Below are 24,845 nucleotides of genomic sequence, written 5' to 3' on the forward strand. Positions count from 1 at the left end.
AAATTCTTGCCATTTGCTTAGATTCCTGCCTACTTATTTTTCTGATATTGGCGAAGCCATATCTATCTGATCACAAACGTTATTTTATAAGGTTTGACCGCCATCCGCTACCAGCGTATGGCCAGTGACAAATGCTCCTGTATCTGTACACAACCAGAGCACTGCACTAGCAATCTCTTCGGGTTTTCCCATTCTGCCTACAGGCTCCTGGGCGATAACGTTTTTGCGACCCTCATCCGTGTTACCCGTAAATCTGTCCATCATCGGGGTATCAATAATGCCCGGAGCAACAACATTGATGCGGATTTTATCAGCCGCATAATCCAGCGCGGCAGATTTGGTCATCCCGATGACCGCGTGCTTCGTAGCGGCATAAACAGCTTGATCCTTAAACCCTTTCACACCTGCACCGGAAGAAGTGTTTACAATTACGCCCCCGCCGTTTTTCAACAATAAGGGGATTTCGTATTTCATACCGAGGAAGACGCCTTTCAGGTTAATGTTTACCAGTCTGTCAAATTCTTCTTCGCTTGTTTCCGCCAACAGAGAATGCGGCTGCTCAATACCCGCATTGTTGAACGCAAAGTCGAGTTTGCCAAAGATTTCTATTGTTTTGCCCAAAGCGTTTTTTATATCATCGGCTTTTTGTACATCGCAGGTCACGGCAATCGCATCGCCGCCCTGTTTCTTGATAGTGTTTACAGCCTTTTCATTGTCGGCTTCCGTCCTGCCTGCAATGACAACTTTTGCTCCGTGATTTGCAAAAGCAAGTGCAGTTGCAAAACCAATCCCTGTTGCACCGCCTGTAATAAACGCAACCTTTCCTTTGAACTGGTCGCCAAATTGTACTGTTGTATTTTTATTTTCGGCCATAGTTTTATATTTTAAATGTTAAACGTTTTTCAACTTACTTAAGTTTTCGGTACAAGGTTGATGACCTGTACTTCGTTAAATGTTCCCAATCTCATCCACGGACCAAAGGTTCCTGCTCCCTGTGATACCAATAGCGTGGTTTCGTCTATTTGGTGTTGTCCTTTAGACAGGGGAAATCTGTACCGGATAATGGCAGTGCCGGGAAAGAACTGGCCTGCGTGCGTATGCCCTGAAAGCATCAGGTCAGCCCCGCCGTCGGCTACATACTGCATACCTACCGGACTATGGTGTACCACAACCGTAGGCTTGTTGTTGTCCCTGACGATTTTTGGCAGTTCTTCCTTAATGGTCAGGTCGTTCACAATGTGGGCATCGTATGTTTCCCGGTCTGCGTTCATATACTCCAAGCCTATCAACTGTATGTCATGTGTTTCTATCATTTCACTTCGTACGATCTTTATGCCTGCATCTTCGATTAACTTCAACGCTTTATCCGTGTCCATATAGAACTCATGGTTGCCTGTGGTAAAATACTGCTCGGCCTCTACAGTCTTGAAAAGGTTGAACAGTTCGGGTTTGAGTGCAATATCGCTGTCTACTAGGTCGCCATTGTATAGTACGATGTCCGGTTTTTCCTCTTCGATTACCTGCAATATTTTTTTCAGATACGCTTCGCCCCTTTGCGTTCCTAAATGAATGTCGGGCAAGTGAATGATTTTAACTGCCCTATCTAATCCTGTAACGGGCAGGTGATGGTAGGTGGTGGTAAATGATAAGGCATTGACAAATCCCCAAGCGACAAGAATGGCGGATAATGAAATGCCGATGATCCCGATCGGACGTTTGGGCAATCGTTTCAGTAATTGCAGGGGATGTGTCAAGAGCAGGAAAAAAACCAAGCACATTAAACAATATGGCTGTAAAGGGGTTGTCATTGGTGTAAATCCCTTTGTTCAGGATGAGCATATATGCACCGAATATCAAAGCCACCGCAAACCGCCACAGCCATACTTTACGCACAACGGAAAGTTGTCGCAACCTATATGGAATATACCATATAGAAATGAGCATTAAGGCCCAAGCTATTATCGTCAATATCATATTTGTTCTCTTTATTTTTCATTTCGCTGTTCTTAAATTCCCTTAAGGATTTTTGCTGGAACTCCGCCTACGACCATATTGTCCGGAACGTCTTTTGAAACAATGGCTCCGGCAGCAACTACTGCATTTTCGCCAATGGTTACACCTGGCAATATGGTTGCTCCCGCACCGATCCAGGCGTTCTTTTTGATGTGAATTCGCCCAGGAACAAGTGCTTGTCTATCCTCTGGAGAGATAGGGTGCCCTTCTGATAATAAACTAACATTGGGAGCTATCAAAACATTGTCTTCTATGACAATACCCCCCAAATCAAGCATTGTGCAATCGAAATTGATAAAAACGTTTTTCCCGATTTTGGTGTTCTTCCCATAATTGATGTTCAATGGAGGAAATATTGTTGTGCTTTCTTCTATTTCGTTACCAGTAATCTGGCTTAACAATTCCCTGATTTCTGTTGAGTCAGACGAATTATTCATCTGCACCATCAATTTCCTGGTAAGAAACGAAGCTTCACGCATTCTATAGGCTTCTGGGTCGCTTGGCAGAATGGTTTCACCGTTTCTCAATCGCTCAAATATATCTTTCACTGTATTTTCCATTTTATTATTCTATTGATTATAATACAAAATTAAAAAGAAAACGCCGCAGTGACCTTACTAGGAAGCTCAAATACCTTTTCTTAAAAGCTCATCTCATATTTCCGTTGATGAAAAGTTCTAATTAAAACTTAGAATAAATCACGGGTGACTTAAAGGCCTTTTACGCTTTCTTTTCTTCATCTGGTTTGCAAAAGCCAGCTCGTCGTAATCTTCGCCTTGTGCATCGGGAAGCAACCCGCCGAATCCTTCAATTAAGCCCTCTTCGTGTTTTTCAGAAGTATTCAGGAAGTCGAATAATTGATGAGGTTTTTCCACTGGTAATTCTACCGTATCATTTAATCGGTATATTTTTGATTGTTGTATGATATGCTCATTAATCTTCGGTTTGATGTTATTGTTCCAATAATCATCAAACGTATTTGCAGAAAGTTCTTTTCCTAATCTTGAACCGTTCCAAACCGTTTTGGAATTGTGGTCAATAAATGTTATCCCGTAAATACGTCCCGTGTCATTTCTACGTACCATGACATTAATGCCCTGTTCGGTTAGTTTCCTTTTAAAAGCCATCTCGTCATTTGTTGATTTCAGGGCAATGGTTACCGCTGCTTTAATGGTTGGCCTTATGGGGTGGTCTGTTAACTTTTCTTTGCATTTCGCAAAATGTAATTCTAAAACTGGAAACCCTGCATTCTTGCCGAACAGAGAAGCCTTGAACGGATGTCCGGTTCTTTCTCCTTTTTCATTTAATGGAATATATAATAAACCTTGTTGCATTTTACCATGTAGTTCGCCCTCTACTTTTTCAGTGGTTACATTGAATAGTGAAAGCAGCGCATTATATTCACCCAAAGTCTGAAACTGGTAATACTGAAGCAAGTGGCGGACAACTGAAGCAATCTGACTCTTTACATCGCCCGCCCGATAATCAACCGGACGGAAGATCCTATCATTCTGCTGGTGCTCTTTGTTTGTGGCCGGTATCAGCCTATACTTATTTTCCAAATCTCGGCACACTTTCATAGACCGTCTTTTCTCGAATTTATCTGGAATTTTCACCCCTCCTTCATCTACGCAAACTGATACAATGTGGATATGGCTACGGTCTATATCAGTATGCTTGAACACCACAAAAGGCTGTTCGCCATAACCCATTTCCCGCATGTATATTTCGGCCATTCCCCTAAACCTATCATCACTTACTTCATCTTTTGGATCAGGGTTAAGTGAAATATGCAACGTATGCTTTTCTGTATTTCGGTTAGCGACGAGATACGGCTCGAAAGATTGTTTTAATTGTGCAACCGAATACTGTCCATTTGATGTTTCAATTATCTTATTAGTAAACAGAATTTGTCCGTTTTCTTTCTCCACTTTTAACTGATTGTATGCCAGAGCACCGTATAGATTACTGCTTCTTCCGATTTTCGCTACCATTTCTAATGCTGTTTTTCAGGTGTTTTGTATCAAATTCTTCTGTTAACTGAACAATTTTTTTGCATAATACTGCCATTTCAATCGTCTGTTTTTCTAGTTTGTACAGAAAAGCTGCCGCCTTTTTCTCCGAAAAATGTCGGTACAACAACTTCACTACCTGATTATAATTCACGCCTACGGATCGGAATTGGCTGTGAAACGACGTTAACCGCATATAAAAATCAACCGTCCCTTTGTCAATTTTGACCGCTTTCATTTCCTTACTAAACAGCAGAGAAATGATAAACTTTGCTTTATTGGGCATTCCCGATGATTCAAAAAGCGATAAAAGTTTGGCGTTTTCCTCTTCTGTAAGACGGAAAACGTGGCGATGGATGCTTGGGTCGGTCTTAGCTCTCCGTCCGCCCTTACTCCGTTTTTTGTTAGTGTTCTCGTTCATCATAAATCCATTTTTAAATCCACACAAAAACCCTGACTTCGGAAGGTCTTTCTAAGCCCCTGCGGGCAAGTTGTTTTGAGGCACTAACTCGGTTTCGAGTGCCTCAAAACACAACTTGCCGTGTTCCGGTGAACACAAAAATCCGCCCTGGGGGCGGATTAAATAAAACAGGGAAAAACGGCTCTTGGCCGTTCAACTTATTACCGTATTTACCAAGATGCTTTTGCATAAGCCTGTTATAAAAATTCATTTTACAAAGTAAAACCCTCTCTTGGAGAGTATTGCTAAGCAATACCCGGACAAACACCGCCTTTGCACGCCAAACACTACCACTCTCATAAAAGCACATAGGTAACTGCATTTATTTGTACCTGTAATCAGATGTAGGTAGGTAGAGATGTTGGCAGGTAGTTTCTGAGTTACGGCTGTATTTATCTACGCAGCGATGCAGATAACAAAGTGAGAATATACATAAGCAGTTAATCCTGCCCATAGATATAAATGCAGGTATTCCGGTAAATAACTGCTTGCAGATTAGCATATATACCGATGCGCAAATGTAATTGAACAGGTATCCCGCTATGCACATCGCTACCTGAAATTGTATTGACATACCGGAGTAGTCAATTAGGGAAATACAGGCGCAACCTGGTGAGCAAGTAGCCGCAAAATCACCTGCATGCAGATAGAGGAAGATAACTACCGGCATAATTGCCTGCGTAGATAAGTAAGGATAAGTAATTAAAAACAGTAAGAAATGAGAACAGAAAACAAACCCGTATTCATTGCCTTTTCCTCCCAAAAGGGAGGTGTGGGCAAAAGCACTTTTACGGCACTTGCCGCCAGTACGCTGCATTATCGCCTGGGCTATAATGTTGCCGTATTCGATGCAGATTTTCCACAGCACAGCTTAGTGAAAATGAAAACCCGGGACCTGGCGATGGTCATGGAAAACGAGGTGCTAAAGAGGATGGCCTATACACAGTTTACAACCATCAACAAAAGGGCCTATCCCATCATGCAGCATAAAGCCGAAGGTGTACTGGAGGCAGCACATGACTTTTTGCAATCCGCAACGGTTCCCATAGATGTCGTCTTCTTTGACCTTCCCGGAACGGTAAACACACCCGGTATTTTGAAAGCGCTTGCAGGGATGCACCACATCTTCACGCCTATAACCGCTGACCGTGTAGTAATGGAAAGCACGCTCATTTTTACGCAGTTGATGCGGGATGTCATTATGAAAAAAGGAGAAACGTCTATTGAAACCATCAACCTGTTCTGGAACCAGGTCGATGGCCGTGAACGCTCGCCTTTATACGCCATCTATAACAAGCTTATTGATGAGTTGGGATTTAGCCTGATGAGGAGCAGCATCATGAACAGTACCCGTTTCAGAAAAGAAAGCGAGATGGATACCAAATCGGTTTTCCGCTCCACTTTAATGCCTCCGGAAAAAAATCTGATGAAGACTTGCCGGTTAGACCAGTTTATGACAGAATTTCTAAACATTATTCAATTATAACCCGATGGAAAAAGATAATAAAAGAAAAGTCACCCCCGAGATCAACGAAGAGCTGATGATGGATATGATGGCCGATGGCGTTAAAAAGGAAGGATTAAAACCTCCAGTTGAGGAACTTGAACCTTCAGCAGAAACAATGCGGGAAAAAACTGCAATAAAAGAGCGCAGCAGAGCCAAAAAAGTGAATGATACAGCTTATGAAACTATATTTTTCAAAAAAACCGAAACGAATGCCCGCGATGGCAAAACGGTATATATCCAGCCCGACTTTCATGAAAAATTATCCCGGATCGTTCAGGTTATCGGTGAGGATAAGCTGACGATCTATGCTTATCTGAACAATGTACTGGAGCACCACTTTCAGGAATTTGGCGAGCAGATCACTAAAAGTTTTAACGAAAAGTATAAACCCATTTTTTAGTTATGGAAATTGTAATTGTGATATGTCTGCTGATAGTCATTGCCCTGCTCTTAGAGGATAAGATTGCTCTTAGGAAAAAGACAAAGCAAAAGCGAATGCAAGAAAAAACAAATCCTCATCTGCCTGATATTATGGGGCAGCCAAAACTGGAAAAAAGACTTTCGGTGCCAAACACCGCCTCTGAACGCCATATTGTAGAACCAGCGGTTAATCCCGATAATTTAGACATTGAATACGACCAAAATGAAAGTGTAAATATTCAGATTCCGCAGGAAGAACTGGACGAAGTTTTCAGCAATATGCCTGACTTGGAGGAAGAGGAAGAAGAATGGAACAGGTATGGAATATCCGTAGGCGATAACGGTTTAGCCCAGGGAGTTACCTTCGATGAACTTAGCACCGTGGGGATGCTACTTCAAAAAGAGAAATTGGAGCCATCTCAAAAGGAAACAGCGATAGCCATAGTTCAAAAAATACAGGGAACCGAATTATTCAGTCTGCTGGAAAATTCCGTGGAAAGTGCTTCACGTAGTATCCATCTGTTGGGTATCGCTCGTCATAGCGTATGCAAAGGCATCCTGTACAACATTTTTGAATACGGTGGACACTTCATCTTCCGCACCTTTTTTCAGTAAATCCAATGTTTCCTTATTCGGACAGAGTGCCAATTGGATTAATTTTCTTACTTCTTGGTCTGTTACCTTTACTTTCGTCCACTCGTTAAAAATGTCCTCTAACTGATTGCTCAATGTGTTCGCCAATCCCATAATCTTGTGAGCGTTCTCGATACGCTGTTTTGCTCCTGAAGTATGTTTGATACGGACAACATTTGTCATATTGCGAAGTGAAGCGTTAAGGGTATTTTGGCATACGATACGGACAGGCGTAAACGCTGCGGTAATGCTTCCGCTACCATCGTGCGAAGTCGTGAGGAAGATATATTTCTCGGTCACGTCATCACTATTGCCTACTCGGATATAGTCGGGCAGTTTGGCTGTGATAAATATGCGTTCTCCATTACCTAACGCTCCTGCGGTTTCGTACAGAATACCCTCGCCACCGCCTACGATAGCATCAAAGAAATTAAAGGCTTCACGGTTTTGTACGATATGGTAATCTCTGCCCACTACGCCTAATACTGCATTGTTATCGGTACGGATATTGGCAAAATAGTTGGGTACTTCCAATTCGTTACTGCCTATCTCTATACCGTTAGCCGTTTCAGTAATACCCGAACCTTTGGTAAATAGTGGAGATTTTACAACCTCATAATCTAACCCTGCGTGTTTTATAGCTTCTTCGCTTGTCGGGTATTGCTCTACAATTTGCCCCAAGCCATGCCATGCCTTTTGTTGTACGCTAAAGAATGAATAACGTCCTGTTTTCTCGTTGAAATTGATATTATGTGCCATGATTTTGAAATTTTAAATTGTTTGAAAATGAAGGATTGAATACTTATTGTTAAAATGGGAGGTCATCCTCTGTACCGTTGTTACTTGTTTCTGTGGTAGCTTGTATCGTTTCACCCTTTCTGCCACCTCCAAGCGGTTTGATATTGGAGGTATGGAAGTTTAAACCTGCCTTTGGTTCTCCGTCCTTGCTTACCCACGCTCTTGTGCTTACCCTGCCTGATAGTTCTACCAATAGTCCTTTGGTGAGCATCTTCGCTACGTTTGGGGTTAGCCAAAATGAGCAGTCGAAAAAGGCGGTTTGTTCTACTCTGTCGCCCTGTTTTGTTTTGTAGCTGTCGTTTACCGCTACTGAAAAGTTTACGACCTGTTTGCCGTTTGACGTTGTGCGTACTTCCGCATCCCTTGTCAGTCTTCCTGTGATGTTCATGATTTCTGTTGTTTAAAAGTTTTACATTTTGTTCTGTTCGCTTTTCTCTTTTTCCTGCTGTGGCTTGCTCCGCCTCGCTTCGCAAATCATTTTTCCAAAAGAAAAACCGGAAAAAAGAAAGCAGTCAAACAATGGGTGGAATAAGGCGTAGGGCGTGCTATAAGTCCCGAAGGGTGGCAAACGAAGTGAAGACATTATGCGCACGCCATCGCCGCCGCCCGTTAACTTGGCTGCCTTTTTACCGGTTCTTGTGGAAAATGAATTACCGGTAATTACAATAATCTATTAGAAACTCCCGCAGTGAATGCGGTTCAGAAGATGAGGCAAAAGTTGACTGAAAACTTTAGAAATATGGAGGTAAAGGGTGCCACTGCTGGACAAATACTACCTCTGGATACCAATTCTTATCATCAGGCACAACTCTTTGATAATTTAAACTTCCAAAATTGTCAAGAGTAGTGAAAAAGATGAACAACAGCGCTTCAAGCAGCAAAATGACCCCTGAAAAACTCGTTAAGATGCTTAATGGAGAAGCAGAAGGTATGAGTCATGAGGACGCGGCAAAAGTGTTGTTGTTTTTAAAGAAGCTAGCCAGGATCGTGGTCATAAAATATTTGGAGAGATGAGAAAGAACAGGGAACCTATCGCTGATCTATATGTGCGTGTAAGTACCGATGAGCAAGCTGATAAAGGATATTCACAGCGGAACCAGGAGGAAATGTTACGTAAGTATTGCGATAACCATGCTATCGAAATCCGTAATGTCATTTATGAAGATCATTCAGCAAAGTCGTTCAATAGACCGGAATGGAAGAAATTGATCTCACATCTTAAAAGGAACAGGAACCGGATCGATTTGATTTTATTTACAAAATGGGATCGATTCAGCCGCAATGCAGGTGATGCCTATCAGATGATAAATGTACTTCGTGATCTTAATTTAGAGCCGCAGGCAATAGAACAGCCATTAGATCTTTCCATACCGGAAAACAAAATGATGCTGGCATTCTATCTTGCCGCACCTGAAGTGGAGAATGACCGTCGGGCTCTTAACGTATTCTACGGAATGAGAAGGGCAAAAAAGGAAGGACGTTATATGGGGCTTGCCCCTGTAGGTTATAAGAACAAGGTTGATGAAACAGGCAATAAGTACATTGAACCAAAAGAACCAGACGCATCAACTCTGCAATGGGCTTTTGAACAGATAGCAAAGGGGGTTTTTAATACCGCACAGATTTGGAAGAAGGCTAAAGAAAAAGGACTTAGATGCAGCAAGAATGCTTTTTGGCAACTCATCAGAAATCCCTTGTATTGCGGAAAGATATTCATCCCCCGATTTAAGGATGAGGAAAGTTATTTTGTAGAGGGTCAGCATGAAGCGATTGTTTCAGAAGAATTGTTTGATCGTGTGCAGGAAGTATTGGATGGACGTGGAAGAAAATACAGACCCAAAATACAGACGCAGCGGGAGTTTGCTTTAAAGGGTTTTCTTATATGTCCAAAATGTGGGAAACTACTTACTGCAAGTAAGTCGAAAGGAAGAAACCGATATTATATTTATTATCATTGTTATCGTGGATGTACCCACCGGGTCAACGCTGAACGGGTAACAAAGGCTTTTAATGATGAGTTGAAGAAGTATATCCCGAAAAAGGACATACACGCCGTCTATTACAGGATAATCGCTGAAGCCTATCATGAAATGACAAGCGACATCCAAGCTTCAAAAAAACAAATTCTGGGTCAAATAAATGAATTTGAAAAAAGAATGGCCCATATTAGGGATCTTCTGGCAATGGATAAGATAGAAGCATCAGACTACAACGATTTTAAGGCGCAATACAGTTCTACGATAGAACAATTGAATACAAAGCTGGATAGTCTTAACGGAAAGGTGCCATGTCTAGATGGACTTCTTTCTTTAGACCTGCTGGAACTTATGAGATTGGACAAGATATTGACGGAAGGCAACAACGAAGATGTACGGGCAATATTGAACATGATATATCCTGAAAAACTAACCTTTAATGGCAATGGATTTTCAATTGGAAAATTAAATGTAGCACTTAGCTATAGTTATGACTTTAATTTGCGGCCTGCTGTTCAGAAAGAAATGTGATGGTCTATATTTTTAGAATACTTTTTTTTAGCATCTTTTTTCGGGATGCTTTTTTTGTGCTTTTGATCAATCTTATTGTATCCTGTCACAGATACAAAACTCACTGATTTAGATCGCTTTAAATGAAAATTATGTTGATTTACCTAACCCGTATTTCATCAAAAACAGTTAACTTAGTGCCAATGAAAGCCAATCAATGCCACAATGTGACACCTATTTGTGGCGAATATGTTTTCCTGTCTTCTCTGATGGGTTGGCTGTAAATATTCAAGGAGTATATTAAAGATTAATAGATTACTCCTAAGTAAGTTTAATTGTTATAAATTTTGGATAGAGATGGTATATATCGCTGATTTGTACGTTCGGGTAAGTACGGACGAACAGGCCGACAAAGGCTATTCACAAAGAAACCAGGAAGAGATGCTGCGCAAGTATTGCGAGACCCATTCCATAATGATACGGAATGTTATTTACGAAGATCATTCTGCAAAATCCTTTAACAGACCTCAATGGAAAAGTCTGGTGCAAAGTCTAAAGCAGAGAAAGAGCAACGTTAACTTGATATTGTTTACAAAGTGGGATCGGTTCAGCCGAAATGCGGGAGATGCCTACCAGATGATTAACGTGCTGCGTGCTCTTGGTGTGGAACCGCAGGCGATAGAACAACCACTGGATCTTTCGATACCGGAAAATAAAATGATGTTGGCGTTTTATCTTGCCGCTCCGGAGGTAGAAAATGACAGACGGGCATTAAATGTCTTTCATGGTATGAGAAGGGCACGGAAAGAGGGCCGGTATATGGGACTGGCACCTGTGGCCTATATTAACAGGACGGAGGAAAATGGAAAAAAATATATTGCTCCGCTGGAGCCGGATGCTTCGATATTAAAGTGGGCATTTGGAGAGATTGCCAAAGGTATGTTTAATACGGAACAGATATGGAAGAAGGCTAAAGAAAAGGGATTAAAATGTAGCAAAAACGCGTTCTGGCAGGTAATACGAAACCCACTTTACTGCGGTAAGATTTTCATACCTCAATTCAAAGACGAAGAAAGCCGTTTCGTTCAGGGCCAACATGAACCCATTATATCGGAAAATCTGTATTATGAAGTACAGGATGTCCTTGATGGGCGTGGAAGGAAATACCGCACAAAGATCAAGACAGTGGATGAGTTCCCCATGAGGGGCTTTTTAACCTGTCCTGAATGTGACAAATTGTTAACAGGAAGCAAGTCAAAAGGACGAACAAAATATTATTCCTATTACCATTGCGTTGGCACATGTAAGCATCGGACAAATGCTGAGGTAGTAAACAATGCAATTTTGGAAGATATTATGAGCTTCGTCCCGACGATTCATGATACGGCTTTCTATCAGGAGCTGATCACTAAGGAATATTTAGATAAGACTAATGAAGTTCAATTTGAAAAAAAGGAGATTCTGCTTCAGATAAAAGATTATGAAGGTCGGCTTTCGCACACAAGGGATCTTCTTGCAACCCGTCAGATAGACCCCGACGATTACCGTGATATGAAATCACAGTACAGTACGAAAATATCAACTCTGGAATCCCAATTGACAAGGCTTAATAACGATGTTGACAATGTTCAAAGTCTTATTAAAAGGGGTGTCAGAAAGGTTTTTGAAATTAAGGAAGCGCTAAAAGATAGTTGTATATCTGAAATAAGAAAGGATATTGGTTCAATTTATCCTGAAAAAGTCGTTTTTCAAGAAAGCAAAGTTCGAACCACTCGGCGCAACGAATTTATTCAGTATATCAACCTGATTAATAAAAAGTTACGACAAAATAAAAACGGGACAAAAATAGATTTTTCTACTTTGTCCCGTCAAGTCGGGGTGGCAGGATTCGAACCTACGACCTCCACATCCCAAATGTGGCGCGATACCGGGCTACGCTACACCCCGAAAAGGTATCACCTTTGTTTGTGTGGCACAAATATACGTTTATTACAATTTATTTGCAAATGAAAACTACAAAATTAAACTAACCTATTGTTTCATTGCGACATACTCTTTGCCTGAACCACATATAGCGCTCCTTTACACAATCAAACCCAATGCTATTCCCAATAGCTGTTACTTCTATAAGGCGCTCAGCTGTTAATCATAATCTTTTTGACCTATCAACTGTAGCATGTTCGGATATGAACATGAAGTGTTCGAATCCAAACACTCAGATCACAAAAATAAAACACACAATCTACTGATTAAAAACACTTTAACCCTTTGACAGCTTTTTTGAAATTGATCCATTGAACATTTTTTCAAAAATAGAAATCAGGCTATCCTTCAACAGGACTGATTACCATAAGGTCACAATGAACACTTATAAAGAAAAGTATGATAAAGAACTATTTCCAAATCGCCTGGAGAAACCTTATTAAAAATAAAGTTTTTTCCTTTATCAATATTCTTGGCTTAACAATAGGCATCACCGTCTGTGCAATGATATTCCTATTTATTGCCAATCAGTTTAGTTTTGATAAGTTTCACAGCCAAGGTGACCGGATTTATCGGGTCATGCGTGGTTTTGACAACACCAAAGACCGCGCTCCTTATTTATCTGCACCCTATGCCACTGCCTTATTAACCGATTATCCCGATGTTATCGAAAAAGCTGTAACTGCATTTGGTAAAGTAGCTCCTTTATACCCTTTTGAATACAGCTTTTTGGATCAGAAATTCGACACGCTTTACAAAACCGATCTGAGGCAACAACGTATACTCAATCTTTTTTCCGGATTGGCCATATTTATCGCTTGCCTGGGCTTATATGGTTTAGCCTCCTTTACGGCCGCCAAACGAAACAAAGAGATCGGAATCCGAAAAGTGCTGGGCGCTTCGGTATCGGGCGTTACTACGTTATTGTCCAGAGATTTTATAAAACCCGTATTAGTTGCCTTGATAATTGCCTCGCCGATTGCCTGGCTGGTCATGAACAAATGGTTGGAAGATTTTGCTTACCGCATCCAAATCCAATGGTGGTTGTTTGTACTCTCGGGACTGATAACAATAGGTATCGCACTGATTACGGTAAGCTGGCAGGCCATTCGAGCAGCCGTAGCTAATCCGGTAAAAAGCTTGCGGGACGAATAATAGACAACAAAAAAAGCTCGACGAATGTCGAGCTTTTAAGTCGGGGTGGCAGGATTCGAACCTACGACCTCCACATCCCAAATGTGGCGCGATACCGGGCTACGCTACACCCCGAAAAGGTATCACCTTTGTTTTGTGTGGCACAAATATCTAATCATTTTTTGACTTTGTCAACAGTCGGCCAAAAAATAATCATTAACCAACTGATTGATTGCATACTATTTTTACAGGAGCAATATCTTCTCTAGCATTTACTCGTCGAAAACTTCAGCTAAAATGACACGTAAAGGAATATTCAAAATATCTTTAAATTATCCAATTCATTTTCATATCTTTGCATCCGATTTGAATATCAGTCAATAGTTTTTTAAAAAAGTATTTTTATATTCAGAAAATAAGTCGTAATATTGCATTCCGATTTTTACAGGATATAAATCGTTAATAATTACTCGAAATCATGGATTTAGTAAAATTTGTAGAAGAACAAGCGGTAGTAAAGAATGAAATTCCCGCTTTCAAAGCTGGAGATACCATCAGCGTTCATTATAAAATTCGCGAAGGAAATAAAGAGCGTGTACAGGTGTACCAAGGTGTAGTAATTCAATTAAACAGCGAAGGTGCTAACGCTACTTTTACCGTTCGTAAAATCTCAAACGGTGTAGGTGTTGAACGTATTTTCCCTGTAAACTCACCAAACATTGAAAAAATTGTAGTAAACAGCTACGGTAAAGTTCGTCGCGCGAAATTGTTCTATTTACGCGGCCTTACTGGTAAAGCTGCTCGTATTAAATCGAAAAGAATCTAATTACGACTACCACGGCATAAAAAAAGGCTTTGAAATCATTCAAAGCCTTTTTTTATGCTCTATAGATTTTCTTTTTAATTCCCAAGCCTAATCACCAACTTCCTTCTGTAATAAATTTAGGATAATTATATCTTGCTCTTTAAAATAGCCTGCTCTTTTTGCCGCGCTAAAACATTTTACTTACTTTTAATACCATATTATCTCCACCTTATTTTTGGCACGAATAATTAAACTATATATCGATGAGAACTATCTCTTTTATCCTTATTTTTATTATCTATCCGAACTTTGCTTTCGCACAGCGGAATGTAAATGAATTTCTTCAATTACAGTCGCAGCCTCAAGTGTATTATGTGCAACCCATAACTGATGTTATTACTATAGATGGAAGAGACAATGAAGATTCGTGGTCTAAAGCCGTATGGACAGATTCATTTAAGGATATTGAGGGATCACAAAAACCTCATCCTGTATTTGACACAAAAGTCAAGATGCTCTGGGACAAGGAAAACCTATACATATTTGCTAAGCTCGAAGAGCCTCATATTAAAGGATATTTAAAACAAAAGGACACCATCATTTATCATGACAATGACTTTGAGATTTTTATTAAGCCAAATTTACTATCTCCGGAATATATAGAGATTGAAGTAAATGCTTTAAATACGGTCATGGATCTTTTGATGACTAAACCGTATCGCTTTGGTGGTAAGGCTAATCTAAATTGGGACACAAAAGATATTGAAAGTGCCGTTTATCATGCCGGCACAATCAACAACCCAAAAGATAAGGATGAATATTGGACGGTGGAAATGAAGATACCGGTTAAAAGTCTAAAATACTTTGGCGAAGGAGATCAGATTAAGGCCAATGAGATCTGGAAGATAAATTTCTCCCGCGTTCAATGGCATTATGATAATAGGGAAACAACGTATAGCAAGAAAAAAGACGATACTGGAAAGACTCTTGCCGAGGAGAACTGGGTATGGTCTCCTATTGGGCTTGTTAACATGCATTATCCTGAACGATGGGGGCATATCAAATTTATCGATAGTGCAGCTCAGCTATTTATCGACGAGCAATTCTTATCTCTTGAAAAAATGGCGTGGAATATTTCTTATTTACAACAAATCTATAGAAACGATAAAAAACGCTATGCGACATCTATTCTAGAACTGAGCAAACTATATCCTGAAATTCTGAATGAGCGGAAAAAATATGACATCATATTTTCAAATAGTAATAATTTCTATCGTGTTGAAATCAAGTCAAAAACAACACCTACATTAAAGACAACTATAGATAGCCGGGGTAATATTTATTTTTAATTTAATTATTAGAGCAATCTTCAATGCTAATTTTTAATAATAATTGCTACCTTTGTATCCCGTACATAAAGCAACTATTATTGGTCATTTTGACCACATAAAATTGAAAATCCTTTAATTGTTATGACTAAATATATTTTTGTTACGGGCGGCGTTACTTCGTCGTTGGGGAAAGGTATTATTGCTGCCTCCCTTGCTAAACTTCTCCAAGCGCGTGGCTATAAAGTTACCATTCAAAAATTTGATCCTTACATTAACATTGATCCAGGAACATTAAATCCATATGAACATGGTGAATGTTATGTGACTGAAGATGGTGCCGAAACTGACCTTGACTTGGGTCATTACGAGCGTTTCTTGAATGTCCCTACCTCACAAGCAAACAATGTCACAACAGGCCGCATCTATCAACACGTTATCCAACAGGAACGTGAAGGTGCATATTTAGGAAAAACCGTTCAAGTAATTCCGCATATCACAGATGAGATAAAACGCAGAATGCAATTGCTGGGAGAGTCTGGTCAATATGATATTGTGATCACCGAATTAGGAGGAACTGTTGGTGATATTGAATCTTTACCCTTCGTGGAAGCAGTAAGACAACTCCGTTGGGAATTGGGAGCCAATAATTCGTTGGTTATCCATTTGACTTTGGTTCCATATTTGGCTGCTGCTGGCGAGCTGAAAACAAAACCTACTCAGCACTCTGTTAAAACATTATTGGAATATGGGGTACAACCTGATATTCTTGTTTGTCGTACAGAACATAAATTATCCCAGGAAATCCGTAAAAAATTAGCACAATTCTGTAATGTCAATATCAATGCGGTAGTCGAATCCATCGATGCTTCTACAATTTATGATGTGCCTTTACTGATGCTGAAGGAGAACTTGGATAAAACGGCATTAACAAAACTGAAACTTTCCAACAAAAATGAGCCTGATCTAGACAACTGGAAAAACTTTTTAGGTAAGCTTAAAAACCCGACAAATGAAATCAATATTGCATTGATTGGAAAGTATGTCGAACTTCCAGATGCGTATAAGTCCATTACCGAAGGATTTATACATGCAGGCGCAACAAATGAGTGTAAAGTAAAAGTGATTTACATTGCCGCCGAAAGTGTTACAAAAGAAAATGTTGCTGAAAAGCTAAAAGGAATGGACGGCGTTTTGGTTGCTCCAGGATTCGGTGAACGCGGTTTGGATGGTAAGTTAAATGCGATCCAATACGTACGTGAAAATAATATTCCTTTCTTTGGGATCTGTTTAGGGATGCAATGTTCGGTAATTGAATTCGGAAGAAACGTATTGGGACTGAAAGATGCCAACAGTTTTGAGATGGATGCCAACACGACTAATCCGGTTATCAATCTGATGGAGGAGCAAAAAAACATCACCAATATGGGTGGTACCATGCGTCTGGGTGCTTACGATTGTGAAATTAAAAAAGGTACTAAAGCCTTCGCAATCTATGGCAAAACAAAAATTTCTGAAAGACACCGCCACCGTTATGAATTTAACAACGACTATTTGAAGCAATATGAAGCGGCCGGAATGATTGCTTCAGGCTTCAATCCCGAGACTGGATTAGTGGAAATTGTGGAACTGAAAAACCATCCATTTTTCGTTGCCGGACAATTTCATCCAGAATTAAAGTCAACTGTTGCAAATCCTCACCCACTTTTTGTTAGCTTTGTAGCCGCTGCTTTGGCGAACAAGAAATCAAAGTAGTAATAGAAGGATACAATTAATTAAGTTTAATTATTAAAAATGGATAGAAATACCCTAATTGGTTTGGTCCTGATGTTTGCTATCATCACTGGTTCATTTTACCTGATGAAGCCTTCAGAATCAGAAATCAAACAAGAACAAGCGCGACAAGAGGCTAAAGCGCGTGCAGAAAAAGGACTTCCTGCTGAAAGTGACTCTACCGCGAAAGCCAAAACAGCACAAACAGCAGTGATTGCTGATTCGGCGGAACTGAAAAAGCCTTTTGGTGCCACAAAATTTGGAACCGAAAAAGTAATCACGATTGAAAATGAGAAAATCATTGCCAAAATCAGCACGAAAGGCGGTAAAGTTAAATCTGTTGAATTAAAAGGTGAAAAGAATTTCAATGGAAAACCGTTGATGCTTTTTGAAGGCGAGGACAATAAATTTGGTTTTCTGTTTAATGCAGCGGGTCAAAACGTGGCAACAAACGATTTGTACTTCAATACAGAATCTTCGGATATCCAAGTTTCTGGTGAAGGAAAACAATCGGTAAAATTCAGACTAAATTACAATGCCGACCAATACATTGAATATGTTTATTCCATTGCCGGCAAAGGTTATAATGTAGCGTTGGACATCCATACAAAAGGGATACAGAATTTAGTTCCACAAAGTCAAAAAACGTTAACCCTTAACTGGAATACCACGTTAAGACAAAAGGAGCAAAATATAGAGTCTGAAAGACAAAAATCGACCCTCTACTATAAAGAAGACAATAAGGTAGATCATCTTTCAGAATCAAAAGACGCTGACGAAGCATTGGAGAAAAAAGTGGATTGGATTGCTTTTAAGCAACATTACTTTTCAAGTATCTTGAACGCGAAAGATGGTTTTGTGAATGCTAAAGTGGATGTAAAACATGCGACTGAAACGGATGTCATCAAATTTTACAATACGAACGCGGAATTAGCATTTGATAACCATAGGGACAATAACTATTCGTTGAACTTCTTCTTTGGTCCTAACCAGTACAATGTGCTGAAAGCGGAGGGTAATGATTATCAATCGATCATCAATATGGGCTGGGGCCCTATGCGCTGGATCAACCAATGGATTACAGTACCGGTATTCAACTTCCTGGATGGTTTTCATATGAGTTACGGTATCGTTATACTGTTATTGACACTGATGTTGAAATTGATCCTTTCCCCAATGACTTACAAATCTTATGTTTCTATGGCCAAAATGCGTGTATTGAAACCGCAGCTGGACGAGATCAAAGCAAAAGTCGGAGAAGACAACCAAATGTTGATGCAACAGGAGCAAATGAAATTGTACAAACAGGTCGGTGTCAATCCACTTGGTGGATGCCTTCCGCTTGTATTGCAAATGCCTTTTACAATTGCATTCTTCTATTTCTTCCCGAATTTGTTTGAATTGAGAGGACAGAGTTTCTTGTTTATGAAGGACATGTCAACCTATGATACGCTATTCACCTTTGCTCCTATCTTTGGATCGTTTAACCACATTTCTTTGATGTGTATCTTGATGACCTTAACAACGTTGTTGACCACTTGGTATAACAATGCTACATCAGGCGCTACAGGTCAGATGAAATACATGGGCTATATCATGCCGTTGATTTTCTTCTTTGTGTTGAACAGCTTCCCTGCTGGTTTGAATTACTATTACTTCTTGAGTGCTTTATTTACATTCTTGACGCAATTGGTAATCCGCAGCATGGTGAACGATGAGAAAATATTAGCTAAATTGGAGGAGAACAAAAAGAATCCAAAAGCAGAAAAAAAATCAAGTTTCCAGGCTAAAATGGAAGAAATGATGCGTGCTCAACAGCAGGCACAACAAAATAAAAATAAATAGTAACATTTATTCGATTGATAAATAAGGCTTCCAGATTGGAAGCCTTATTTGTTTGTAAACTTTTGTAGCACTTTGCCAAACCAAACGTTAAAAGGGATGTTAATAGGTTAAAAATTAAAATATGAACTTTAAAAACATCGCAATATTGGCCATCTTAAGTATTGGCCTTGGTAGTTGTTCTGTCGTCAACAAGAAATCAACTGAACAAAGTGAAAACAGTTCAACATCAGCTGTCGTCGGAAAAAAGTGGCAATTAATTGAAATCAATGGTCAGGCCGTAGCGGATCAAATCAACGGTAAAATGCCCTACCTGCAACTGGAGGAAAAACGCTACAGTGCAAGTGGAGGCTGCAATGGCATCGGAGGAGACTTAATACTATCCAAAAATGGAAAAATTAAATTTGCTCAGGGAATGTCAACTATGATGGCCTGTCCGGATATGTCAATCGAACAAGCACTATCAAAAAACCTGATCGCTGCAGATAACTACACTGTGAACAATGGTATCCTTAGCTTGAACAAAGCTAAAATGGCTCCATTGGCAAAATTTAAGTTGATCCAAAACAATGAGCAGCAACTTACTGGAACTTGGGAACTTGATTATATATCAGGCGCACGCATTGCTTTCGACGGTCTATATCCCGACCGTAAACCAACAATGATCTTTGACACGGTGAGCGGGAAGGTTAATGGCAATAGTAGCTGTAACAACTATAATATGACGTTTAAAACCGATGGAAATAGTATTAGCTTCGGCCCAATTATGTCAACAAAAATGGCATGCGAGGGGAATGGTGAAGCAACTTTTTTCTCTACCTTAAAAAAGGTGAACACATACAGTATCAGCGAGAATACCCTAACATTTGTGATGGGAGATATCGCCATAATGCGGTTTAAACGCAAATAGCCAGGTTCAGGCTGCATTTAATTTAGCGAAATAAGGGCTTTGCTGCTAACAAAGCCCTTTTTAGTCATTCTCTACAGCGGGAAACGGAAAGCTAGCCGGAAGGCGGCTAAACGAAAGCACTAAATCCCGTTATGCTTCGACCAACAATGAGTGAATTAATCTCTTTTGTTCCCTCGTAGGAATAAATTGCTTCTGCATCCGCCAGAAATCGCGCGACATTATACTCTAACAAAATACCATTGCCCCCCATCACTTCACGGGCTTTGGAAACAATATCTCTCGTACGCAAAGAGCAGAACACTTTTGCCAGCGAAGCATGTTCATCTCTTAAATCGCCTTTGTCCTGAAGTTCAGACAACCTAAAGACTAGCGTTTGCATAGCGGTCAAATTGGATAACATTTCAACCAGGTGATTCTGAATAAGCTGAAAAGAGGCGATTGGCTTACCAAACTGCTTCCTTTTTCGGGTATAATCCAATGCATTTTCATAGGCTCCTCTAGCACAGCCCACAGCCATCCAGGCGACTCCAGCCCGCGTCATCTGAAGAACCTTACCTGTATCTTTAAAGGAGTTTGCCTGTTGTAAGCGGTCACTTTCAGGAATGATGCAATGATTTAAAGTAATAAGGCCGTTCTGAACAATACGCAATGCCATCTTATCTTTGATCTTTTCGACAGAAAAACCTGGGTTATCCTTCCGTACAATAAAACCTTTGACTTCTCCATCATCGAGATCTCTAGCCCATATAATTGTGAGATCGGAAAAAGTGGAATTTCCGATCCATTTTTTCTGACCATTCAAAACCCACCCTTCGCTTGTTTTTTTACAAGTTGTCGTCAATCCGCCCGCGGCTCCCGAGCCGACTTCAGGTTCTGTTAATCCGAAAGCGCCTATCACCTGCATCTGCTGCATCTTGGGCAACCACTCTTGCTTTTGTTCTTCAGATCCGCAAAGATAAATTGACCCCATTGCTAAACCACTTTGTACCCCAAAGAATGTTGCTACAGAAGCATCCACACGCGCTATCTCAGCTGCTATAATTCCTTCCATCAAAGAACTTCCGCCCATACAGCCATACCCATTGTATGTATAGCCGCAAATATTTAAAGCTGCTAGTTTGGGTACGATTTCGAAAGGAAATTCATCTCTCAACCAATATTTATTGACTATTGGTTTGACTTCGGTCTCCATAAATTCTCTCACCTTCAATTGTAAAGCTCGGTCGGTATCGTTCAATTTACTATCCATCGCATAGAAGTCACCATTAATAGGAGGTAATTCTTTTTTCTCTTTTCCTGCACTCAGCATTTTCATTAAACCATGCAGCTGTTTATCATCCATTTTTGATACAGCATCCATTACTGCTCCCAAATCCACTTTCTTCGATATTTCTTCCAATTTGCCAAAGTCTATTGATTTTGCCAAATCCATTATATTCTTTACTTTATCAAACATATTGCAATTTCTTTTTAAGCGTTTACTTCTTAAAATAAGCAAAATAATCGAAAATTGTTTGTTATCAGTACCATCTTATCCCCAGACTGGCTAAAAATAAGTTCACACAAGCTCAGCACAATAAACACACAAGAACGGCACAACAAACACACAAGCTCAGCACAACAAACACACAAGAACGGCACAACGATCACCCTTTCTTAGCCCTTGTTAAGCTAAGGGATGACACAAGCCGAGACTTTTGGGATAGCATTTTATTTTAAATAAATTAAACATCTTAAAATCAGCTATTTATATAAAATTTTAAAAAAAGATTATTTTTTGGGTTACCTTTTTTGGTTACGTGTATTAACAGATGAAAAAGAAAATTATTTCAATTTAAATTAGAAAATTAGAAAATGAAAAACGCATTAAAATTCGGTTTCTTAGGTTTAGCTTTAACTGTAGCTTTCGCATCTTGTAACAATTCAGAGAAAAAATCTGAAGGTGCTGCAGATTCAGCTTCTGCTTTAGTTGATTCAGCTGCTAACACTTTGGATTCAGCTGCTAACCACGTAGATTCAGCTGCTGTTAAAGTTGATTCTGCTGCTGCTAAAGTTGATTCAGCTGCTACTAAAAAATAATTTAGGACTGAATAAAGCTTTTGGAAGGCCTTTTTTAACAAAAGGTCTTTCTTTTTTCAAAAAGAGAAAAATCTGGGGTTACCTTTTTAATATAACGGTATTAACCCCTAAATAACAAGATTTAAAAATATTTAATTTTAATAAAATGAAAAACGCATTCAAATTCGGTTTCTTAGGTTTAGCTTTAACATTAGCTTTCGCATCATGTGGTGAAACTGGTAAAACAACTGATGCTGCTACTGATTCAGCTAATGTTGCTTTAGATTCAGCTAACACACAATTAGATTCAGCAAAAACTGCTGTGGATTCAGCAAAATCAGCTGTAGATTCAGCTGAGGCTAAAGTTGATTCAACTAAAGCTGCTCACTAATTTTCTGAAATAGAATTTAGACTTTATAAAAAAGCTTCCTTCACTAAGGAGGCTTTTTTTATATCTGTGCCAATTAAATTGCTAAGCTCCAAGCATTTTTTTACCTTTGCCAAAAAATCATTCAATCTATGGCTTTATCATCTTTAACAGCAGTTACTCCTATCGACGGACGCTATTACAATAACACTCATGAACTTTCAGCATTTTTTTCTGAATTTGCTTTAATAAAATATCGCGTACGCGTAGAAGTGGAATATTTTATTGCATTAGGTGAATCAGGTATTGCCCAATTGCAACAATTTGACAAAAGTCTAAATGAGAAATTGCGTGATATTTATAGGAATTTTTCTGAGGAAGATGCTATTTGGATCAAAAACACAGAGAAAGTTACGAACCATGATGTTAAAGCCGTTGAATATTTTCTAAAAGACCAATTTGAAAAATTAGGCCTACAAGACTACCTTGAATTTATTCATTTTGGTTTAACTTCCCAAGATATCAATAATACAGCTATTCCGCTTTCTTGGAAAGAAGCCATAAAAGAAAGCTACTCGCCAGCGATTAACGAGTTACTTCATGAATTAAAATCATTAGCGACGACATGGGCAGGTATTCCGATGTTGGCCCGTACCCATGGACAGCCAGCATCTCCAACTCGATTGGGCAAAGAGTTTTATGTTTTTATTGAACGAATAGAGCGACAGTTACAACTACTCAACCAAGTTCCATATTCCGCCAAATTTGGTGGCGCAACAGGTAATTTCAATGCGCATCAGGTTGCTTACCCGGAAACCAATTGGATCAATTTTGGAAATAATTTTGTCAACAATGTCTTGGGTTTAGACCGATCACAAACCACAACGCAAATTGAACATTACGATAATTTTGCGGCGAGTTGCGATGCTTTAAAACGCATAAACAATATCCTAATCGACTTATGCCGTGACATCTGGACTTATATTTCGATGGATTATTTTAAACAAAAAATCACTGCAGGACAGATCGGTTCATCTGCTATGCCCCATAAGGTCAACCCAATTGACTTTGAAAATGCAGAAGGAAATTTGGGCATCGCAAATGCTATTTTCGAGCATCTCTCCGCTAAATTACCGATTTCACGTCTTCAGCGTGATTTAACAGATTCGACAGTTTTACGTAATATTGGTGTTCCATTTGCGCACACGCTCATTGCCGTTAAATCGACATTGAGAGGTTTACGTAAATTGATTTTAAACGAACAGGCATTGGCTGATGACCTTGAAAATAACTGGGCTGTTGTGGCCGAAGCATTACAAACCATATTAAGAAGAGAAGGCTATCCAAAACCGTACGAAGCTCTGAAAGATCTTACACGCACAAACACGCGGGTAACGAAAGAGACAATCGCAACGTTTGTCGATCAGCTTCATGTTTCCGATAAAGTTAAAGCAGAACTGAAAGCGATCAGTCCTGCTAACTATACGGGTGTCACTTTATAAGCTTTTACTTATAAATGACCTTAATAAAGCTCCTTTTGATATATATTTGCTTAGAATAAAAAATAGATAATACATGGCTACGATTAACGTATATACAGAATCTACACCCAACCCTTCAACCATGAAATTTTTGGTCAATAAGTTATTGATCAACGGTAGTGTGGATTTTCCAAATAAAGAGGCAGCACAAGATTCACCGTTTGCACTTGAATTATTCAAATTTAATTTTGTAAATGGTGTATTTTTCGCGAGTAACTTCGTTACTATTACCAAAACGGAAGATGCAGAATGGGAAGACGTTGAAGCTTTGTTGAAAGATTTTGTAAAAGGGGCTGTAGAGTCTGAACTTGCTGTAAAAACGGTACACCACGACACAGAAGTGGATTTTGAGGGCACCGAAACTGAAATTAAGATACAACAAGTTTTACACGATTATGTGCGACCTGCTGTTGAACAGGATGGCGGTGCTATACATTATAAATCATTTAATGAAGGTGTGGTGACGGTTGAACTCAAGGGTTCTTGTAGCGGTTGTCCATCATCTACAATTACTTTAAAAGCAGGCATTGAAGGATTGTTGAAGCGCATGGTTCCGGAAGTGACTGAAGTTGTTGCTGAAGCCATGTAATCTCAGCTTCACACTTATAATAAAAAAAGGATTCGGCATGAGTAATGCTGAATCCTTTTTTTATGTCCGGTAATGCAAAAGGTCTGAAAATATCCAGCGTATCGATATACTGGTCAGGTAGGCAAAACTCCCTGGCTACAACAGCATTTTTTAAGTGTTATCCTGCGAACATTTTTCTAAAGCGGC

General features: G+C 39.6%; 21 protein-coding genes, 2 tRNA genes and 2 pseudogenes. 15 read left to right on the forward strand and 10 right to left on the reverse strand.

Annotated elements, in window-relative coordinates:
• Positions 1–84 precede the first annotated feature (84 nt).
• The 5 genes from B2107_RS15925 to mobA all read right to left on the reverse strand — a co-directional run bounded on the left by B2107_RS15925 (position 85) and on the right by mobA (position 4,446).
• Positions 85–873 (reverse strand): SDR family oxidoreductase, encoded by a 789-nt coding sequence (locus B2107_RS15925; RefSeq protein ID WP_293956652.1) that lies wholly within the window; start codon positions 871–873, stop codon positions 85–87.
• Positions 874–911: 38 nt separating this feature from the next.
• Positions 912–1,778, reverse strand: coding sequence for a metallophosphoesterase (locus B2107_RS15930; protein WP_293956653.1), 867 nt, complete (start codon positions 1,776–1,778; stop codon positions 912–914).
• Between the two features lie 228 nt (positions 1,779–2,006).
• Positions 2,007–2,573 (reverse strand): sugar O-acetyltransferase, encoded by a 567-nt coding sequence (locus tag B2107_RS15935; RefSeq protein WP_293956654.1) that lies wholly within the window; start codon positions 2,571–2,573, stop codon positions 2,007–2,009.
• 138 nt (positions 2,574–2,711) lie between these two features.
• Positions 2,712–4,007, reverse strand: a complete 1,296-nt coding sequence (gene mobB / locus B2107_RS15940; RefSeq protein WP_293956655.1) for a conjugal transfer protein MobB — start codon at positions 4,005–4,007, stop codon at positions 2,712–2,714.
• Positions 3,979–4,446 carry a conjugal transfer protein MobA gene (gene mobA, locus B2107_RS15945; protein ID WP_293956737.1) on the reverse strand — a complete coding sequence of 156 codons (468 nt, stop codon included), beginning with the start codon at positions 4,444–4,446 and terminating at the stop codon, positions 3,979–3,981. Before mobA ends, mobB begins: the two co-directional genes overlap by 29 nt.
• Before the next feature lie 757 nt (positions 4,447–5,203).
• Here mobA and B2107_RS15950 point away from each other — a divergent pair.
• From B2107_RS15950 to B2107_RS15960, 3 genes are read left to right on the forward strand one after another with little or no spacing between them, the layout of a single operon-like run.
• Positions 5,204–5,971: a ParA family protein gene (locus tag B2107_RS15950; RefSeq protein WP_293956656.1), complete on the forward strand. Its 768-nt coding sequence runs from the start codon at positions 5,204–5,206 to the stop codon at positions 5,969–5,971.
• A 4-nt stretch (positions 5,972–5,975) separates the two neighbouring features.
• Complete coding sequence (locus tag B2107_RS15955) at positions 5,976–6,392, forward strand: DUF3408 domain-containing protein (RefSeq protein WP_293956657.1); 417 nt, start codon at positions 5,976–5,978, stop codon at positions 6,390–6,392.
• Positions 6,393–6,394: 2 nt separating this feature from the next.
• The gene (locus B2107_RS15960) at positions 6,395–7,027 is read left to right on the forward strand and encodes a conjugal transfer protein TraD (protein WP_293956658.1); all 633 of its coding nucleotides are present in this window, start codon (positions 6,395–6,397) and stop codon (positions 7,025–7,027) included.
• Here the strand turns inward: B2107_RS15960 and B2107_RS15965 are convergent.
• Both B2107_RS15965 and B2107_RS15970 read right to left on the reverse strand, forming a co-directional pair.
• Positions 6,920–7,804 (reverse strand): annotated as a pseudogene (locus tag B2107_RS15965) (DUF932 domain-containing protein); the annotation flags it as partial. The gene B2107_RS15960 and the pseudogene B2107_RS15965 sit on opposite strands and share 108 nt — an antisense overlap.
• 49 nt (positions 7,805–7,853) lie before the next feature.
• Positions 7,854–8,231 carry a single-stranded DNA-binding protein gene (locus tag B2107_RS15970; RefSeq protein WP_293956659.1) on the reverse strand — a complete coding sequence of 126 codons (378 nt, stop codon included), beginning with the start codon at positions 8,229–8,231 and terminating at the stop codon, positions 7,854–7,856.
• Positions 8,232–8,853: 622 nt separating this feature from the next.
• Here B2107_RS15970 and B2107_RS15975 point away from each other — a divergent pair.
• On the forward strand, positions 8,854–10,350 hold the full coding sequence (locus tag B2107_RS15975) for a recombinase family protein (RefSeq protein WP_293956660.1): 1,497 nt from the start codon (positions 8,854–8,856) through the stop codon (positions 10,348–10,350).
• Positions 10,351–10,686: 336 nt separating this feature from the next.
• Positions 10,687–11,625, forward strand: a pseudogene (locus B2107_RS15980) (recombinase family protein); the annotation flags it as partial.
• 577 nt (positions 11,626–12,202) lie between these two features.
• Here the strand turns inward: B2107_RS15980 and B2107_RS15985 are convergent.
• Positions 12,203–12,276: transfer RNA gene (locus B2107_RS15985), tRNA-Pro, on the reverse strand.
• Between the two features lie 435 nt (positions 12,277–12,711).
• Between B2107_RS15985 and B2107_RS15990 the strand changes: the two genes are divergently transcribed.
• Entirely contained in the window at positions 12,712–13,467 is a 756-nt protein-coding gene (locus tag B2107_RS15990) for an ABC transporter permease (RefSeq protein WP_293956661.1), read from the forward strand.
• A gap of 40 nt (positions 13,468–13,507) precedes the next feature.
• Here B2107_RS15990 and B2107_RS15995 read toward each other — a convergent pair.
• Positions 13,508–13,581, reverse strand: a tRNA-Pro gene (locus B2107_RS15995).
• A gap of 343 nt (positions 13,582–13,924) precedes the next feature.
• Here B2107_RS15995 and rplS point away from each other — a divergent pair.
• The 5 genes from rplS to B2107_RS16020 all read left to right on the forward strand — a co-directional run bounded on the left by rplS (position 13,925) and on the right by B2107_RS16020 (position 20,104).
• Complete coding sequence (rplS, locus tag B2107_RS16000; RefSeq protein ID WP_209581561.1) at positions 13,925–14,272, forward strand: 50S ribosomal protein L19; 348 nt, start codon at positions 13,925–13,927, stop codon at positions 14,270–14,272.
• 242 nt (positions 14,273–14,514) lie between these two features.
• Entirely contained in the window at positions 14,515–15,600 is a 1,086-nt protein-coding gene (locus B2107_RS16005) for a carbohydrate-binding family 9-like protein (protein ID WP_293956662.1), read from the forward strand.
• 123 nt (positions 15,601–15,723) lie between these two features.
• On the forward strand, positions 15,724–17,334 hold the full coding sequence (locus tag B2107_RS16010) for a CTP synthase (RefSeq protein WP_293956663.1): 1,611 nt from the start codon (positions 15,724–15,726) through the stop codon (positions 17,332–17,334).
• Between the two features lie 39 nt (positions 17,335–17,373).
• Positions 17,374–19,197 carry a membrane protein insertase YidC gene (yidC, locus tag B2107_RS16015; RefSeq protein WP_293956664.1) on the forward strand — a complete coding sequence of 608 codons (1,824 nt, stop codon included), beginning with the start codon at positions 17,374–17,376 and terminating at the stop codon, positions 19,195–19,197.
• 121 nt (positions 19,198–19,318) lie between these two features.
• Complete coding sequence (locus B2107_RS16020; protein ID WP_209581524.1) at positions 19,319–20,104, forward strand: META domain-containing protein; 786 nt, start codon at positions 19,319–19,321, stop codon at positions 20,102–20,104.
• A gap of 106 nt (positions 20,105–20,210) precedes the next feature.
• Here B2107_RS16020 and B2107_RS16025 read toward each other — a convergent pair whose 3' ends face one another.
• Positions 20,211–21,560 (reverse strand): acyl-CoA dehydrogenase family protein, encoded by a 1,350-nt coding sequence (locus tag B2107_RS16025; protein ID WP_293956665.1) that lies wholly within the window; start codon positions 21,558–21,560, stop codon positions 20,211–20,213.
• A 398-nt stretch (positions 21,561–21,958) separates the two neighbouring features.
• On the opposite strand from B2107_RS16025, the gene B2107_RS16030 reads away from it, so the two are divergent.
• From B2107_RS16030 to B2107_RS16045, 4 genes are all read left to right on the forward strand, one after another.
• Complete coding sequence (locus B2107_RS16030) at positions 21,959–22,183, forward strand: hypothetical protein (protein ID WP_209581520.1); 225 nt, start codon at positions 21,959–21,961, stop codon at positions 22,181–22,183.
• 145 nt (positions 22,184–22,328) lie between these two features.
• Positions 22,329–22,553 carry a hypothetical protein gene (locus B2107_RS16035; protein WP_209581634.1) on the forward strand — a complete coding sequence of 75 codons (225 nt, stop codon included), beginning with the start codon at positions 22,329–22,331 and terminating at the stop codon, positions 22,551–22,553.
• Positions 22,554–22,681: 128 nt separating this feature from the next.
• Positions 22,682–24,031: an adenylosuccinate lyase gene (gene purB, locus B2107_RS16040; protein ID WP_293956666.1), complete on the forward strand. Its 1,350-nt coding sequence runs from the start codon at positions 22,682–22,684 to the stop codon at positions 24,029–24,031.
• A 73-nt stretch (positions 24,032–24,104) separates the two neighbouring features.
• Positions 24,105–24,659, forward strand: a complete 555-nt coding sequence (locus B2107_RS16045) for a NifU family protein (RefSeq protein ID WP_293956667.1) — start codon at positions 24,105–24,107, stop codon at positions 24,657–24,659.
• Positions 24,660–24,845: the final 186 nt, after the last annotated feature.

Source organism: Sphingobacterium sp. UBA7855 (assembly GCA_002500745.1).
Classification (GTDB): domain Bacteria; phylum Bacteroidota; class Bacteroidia; order Sphingobacteriales; family Sphingobacteriaceae; genus Sphingobacterium.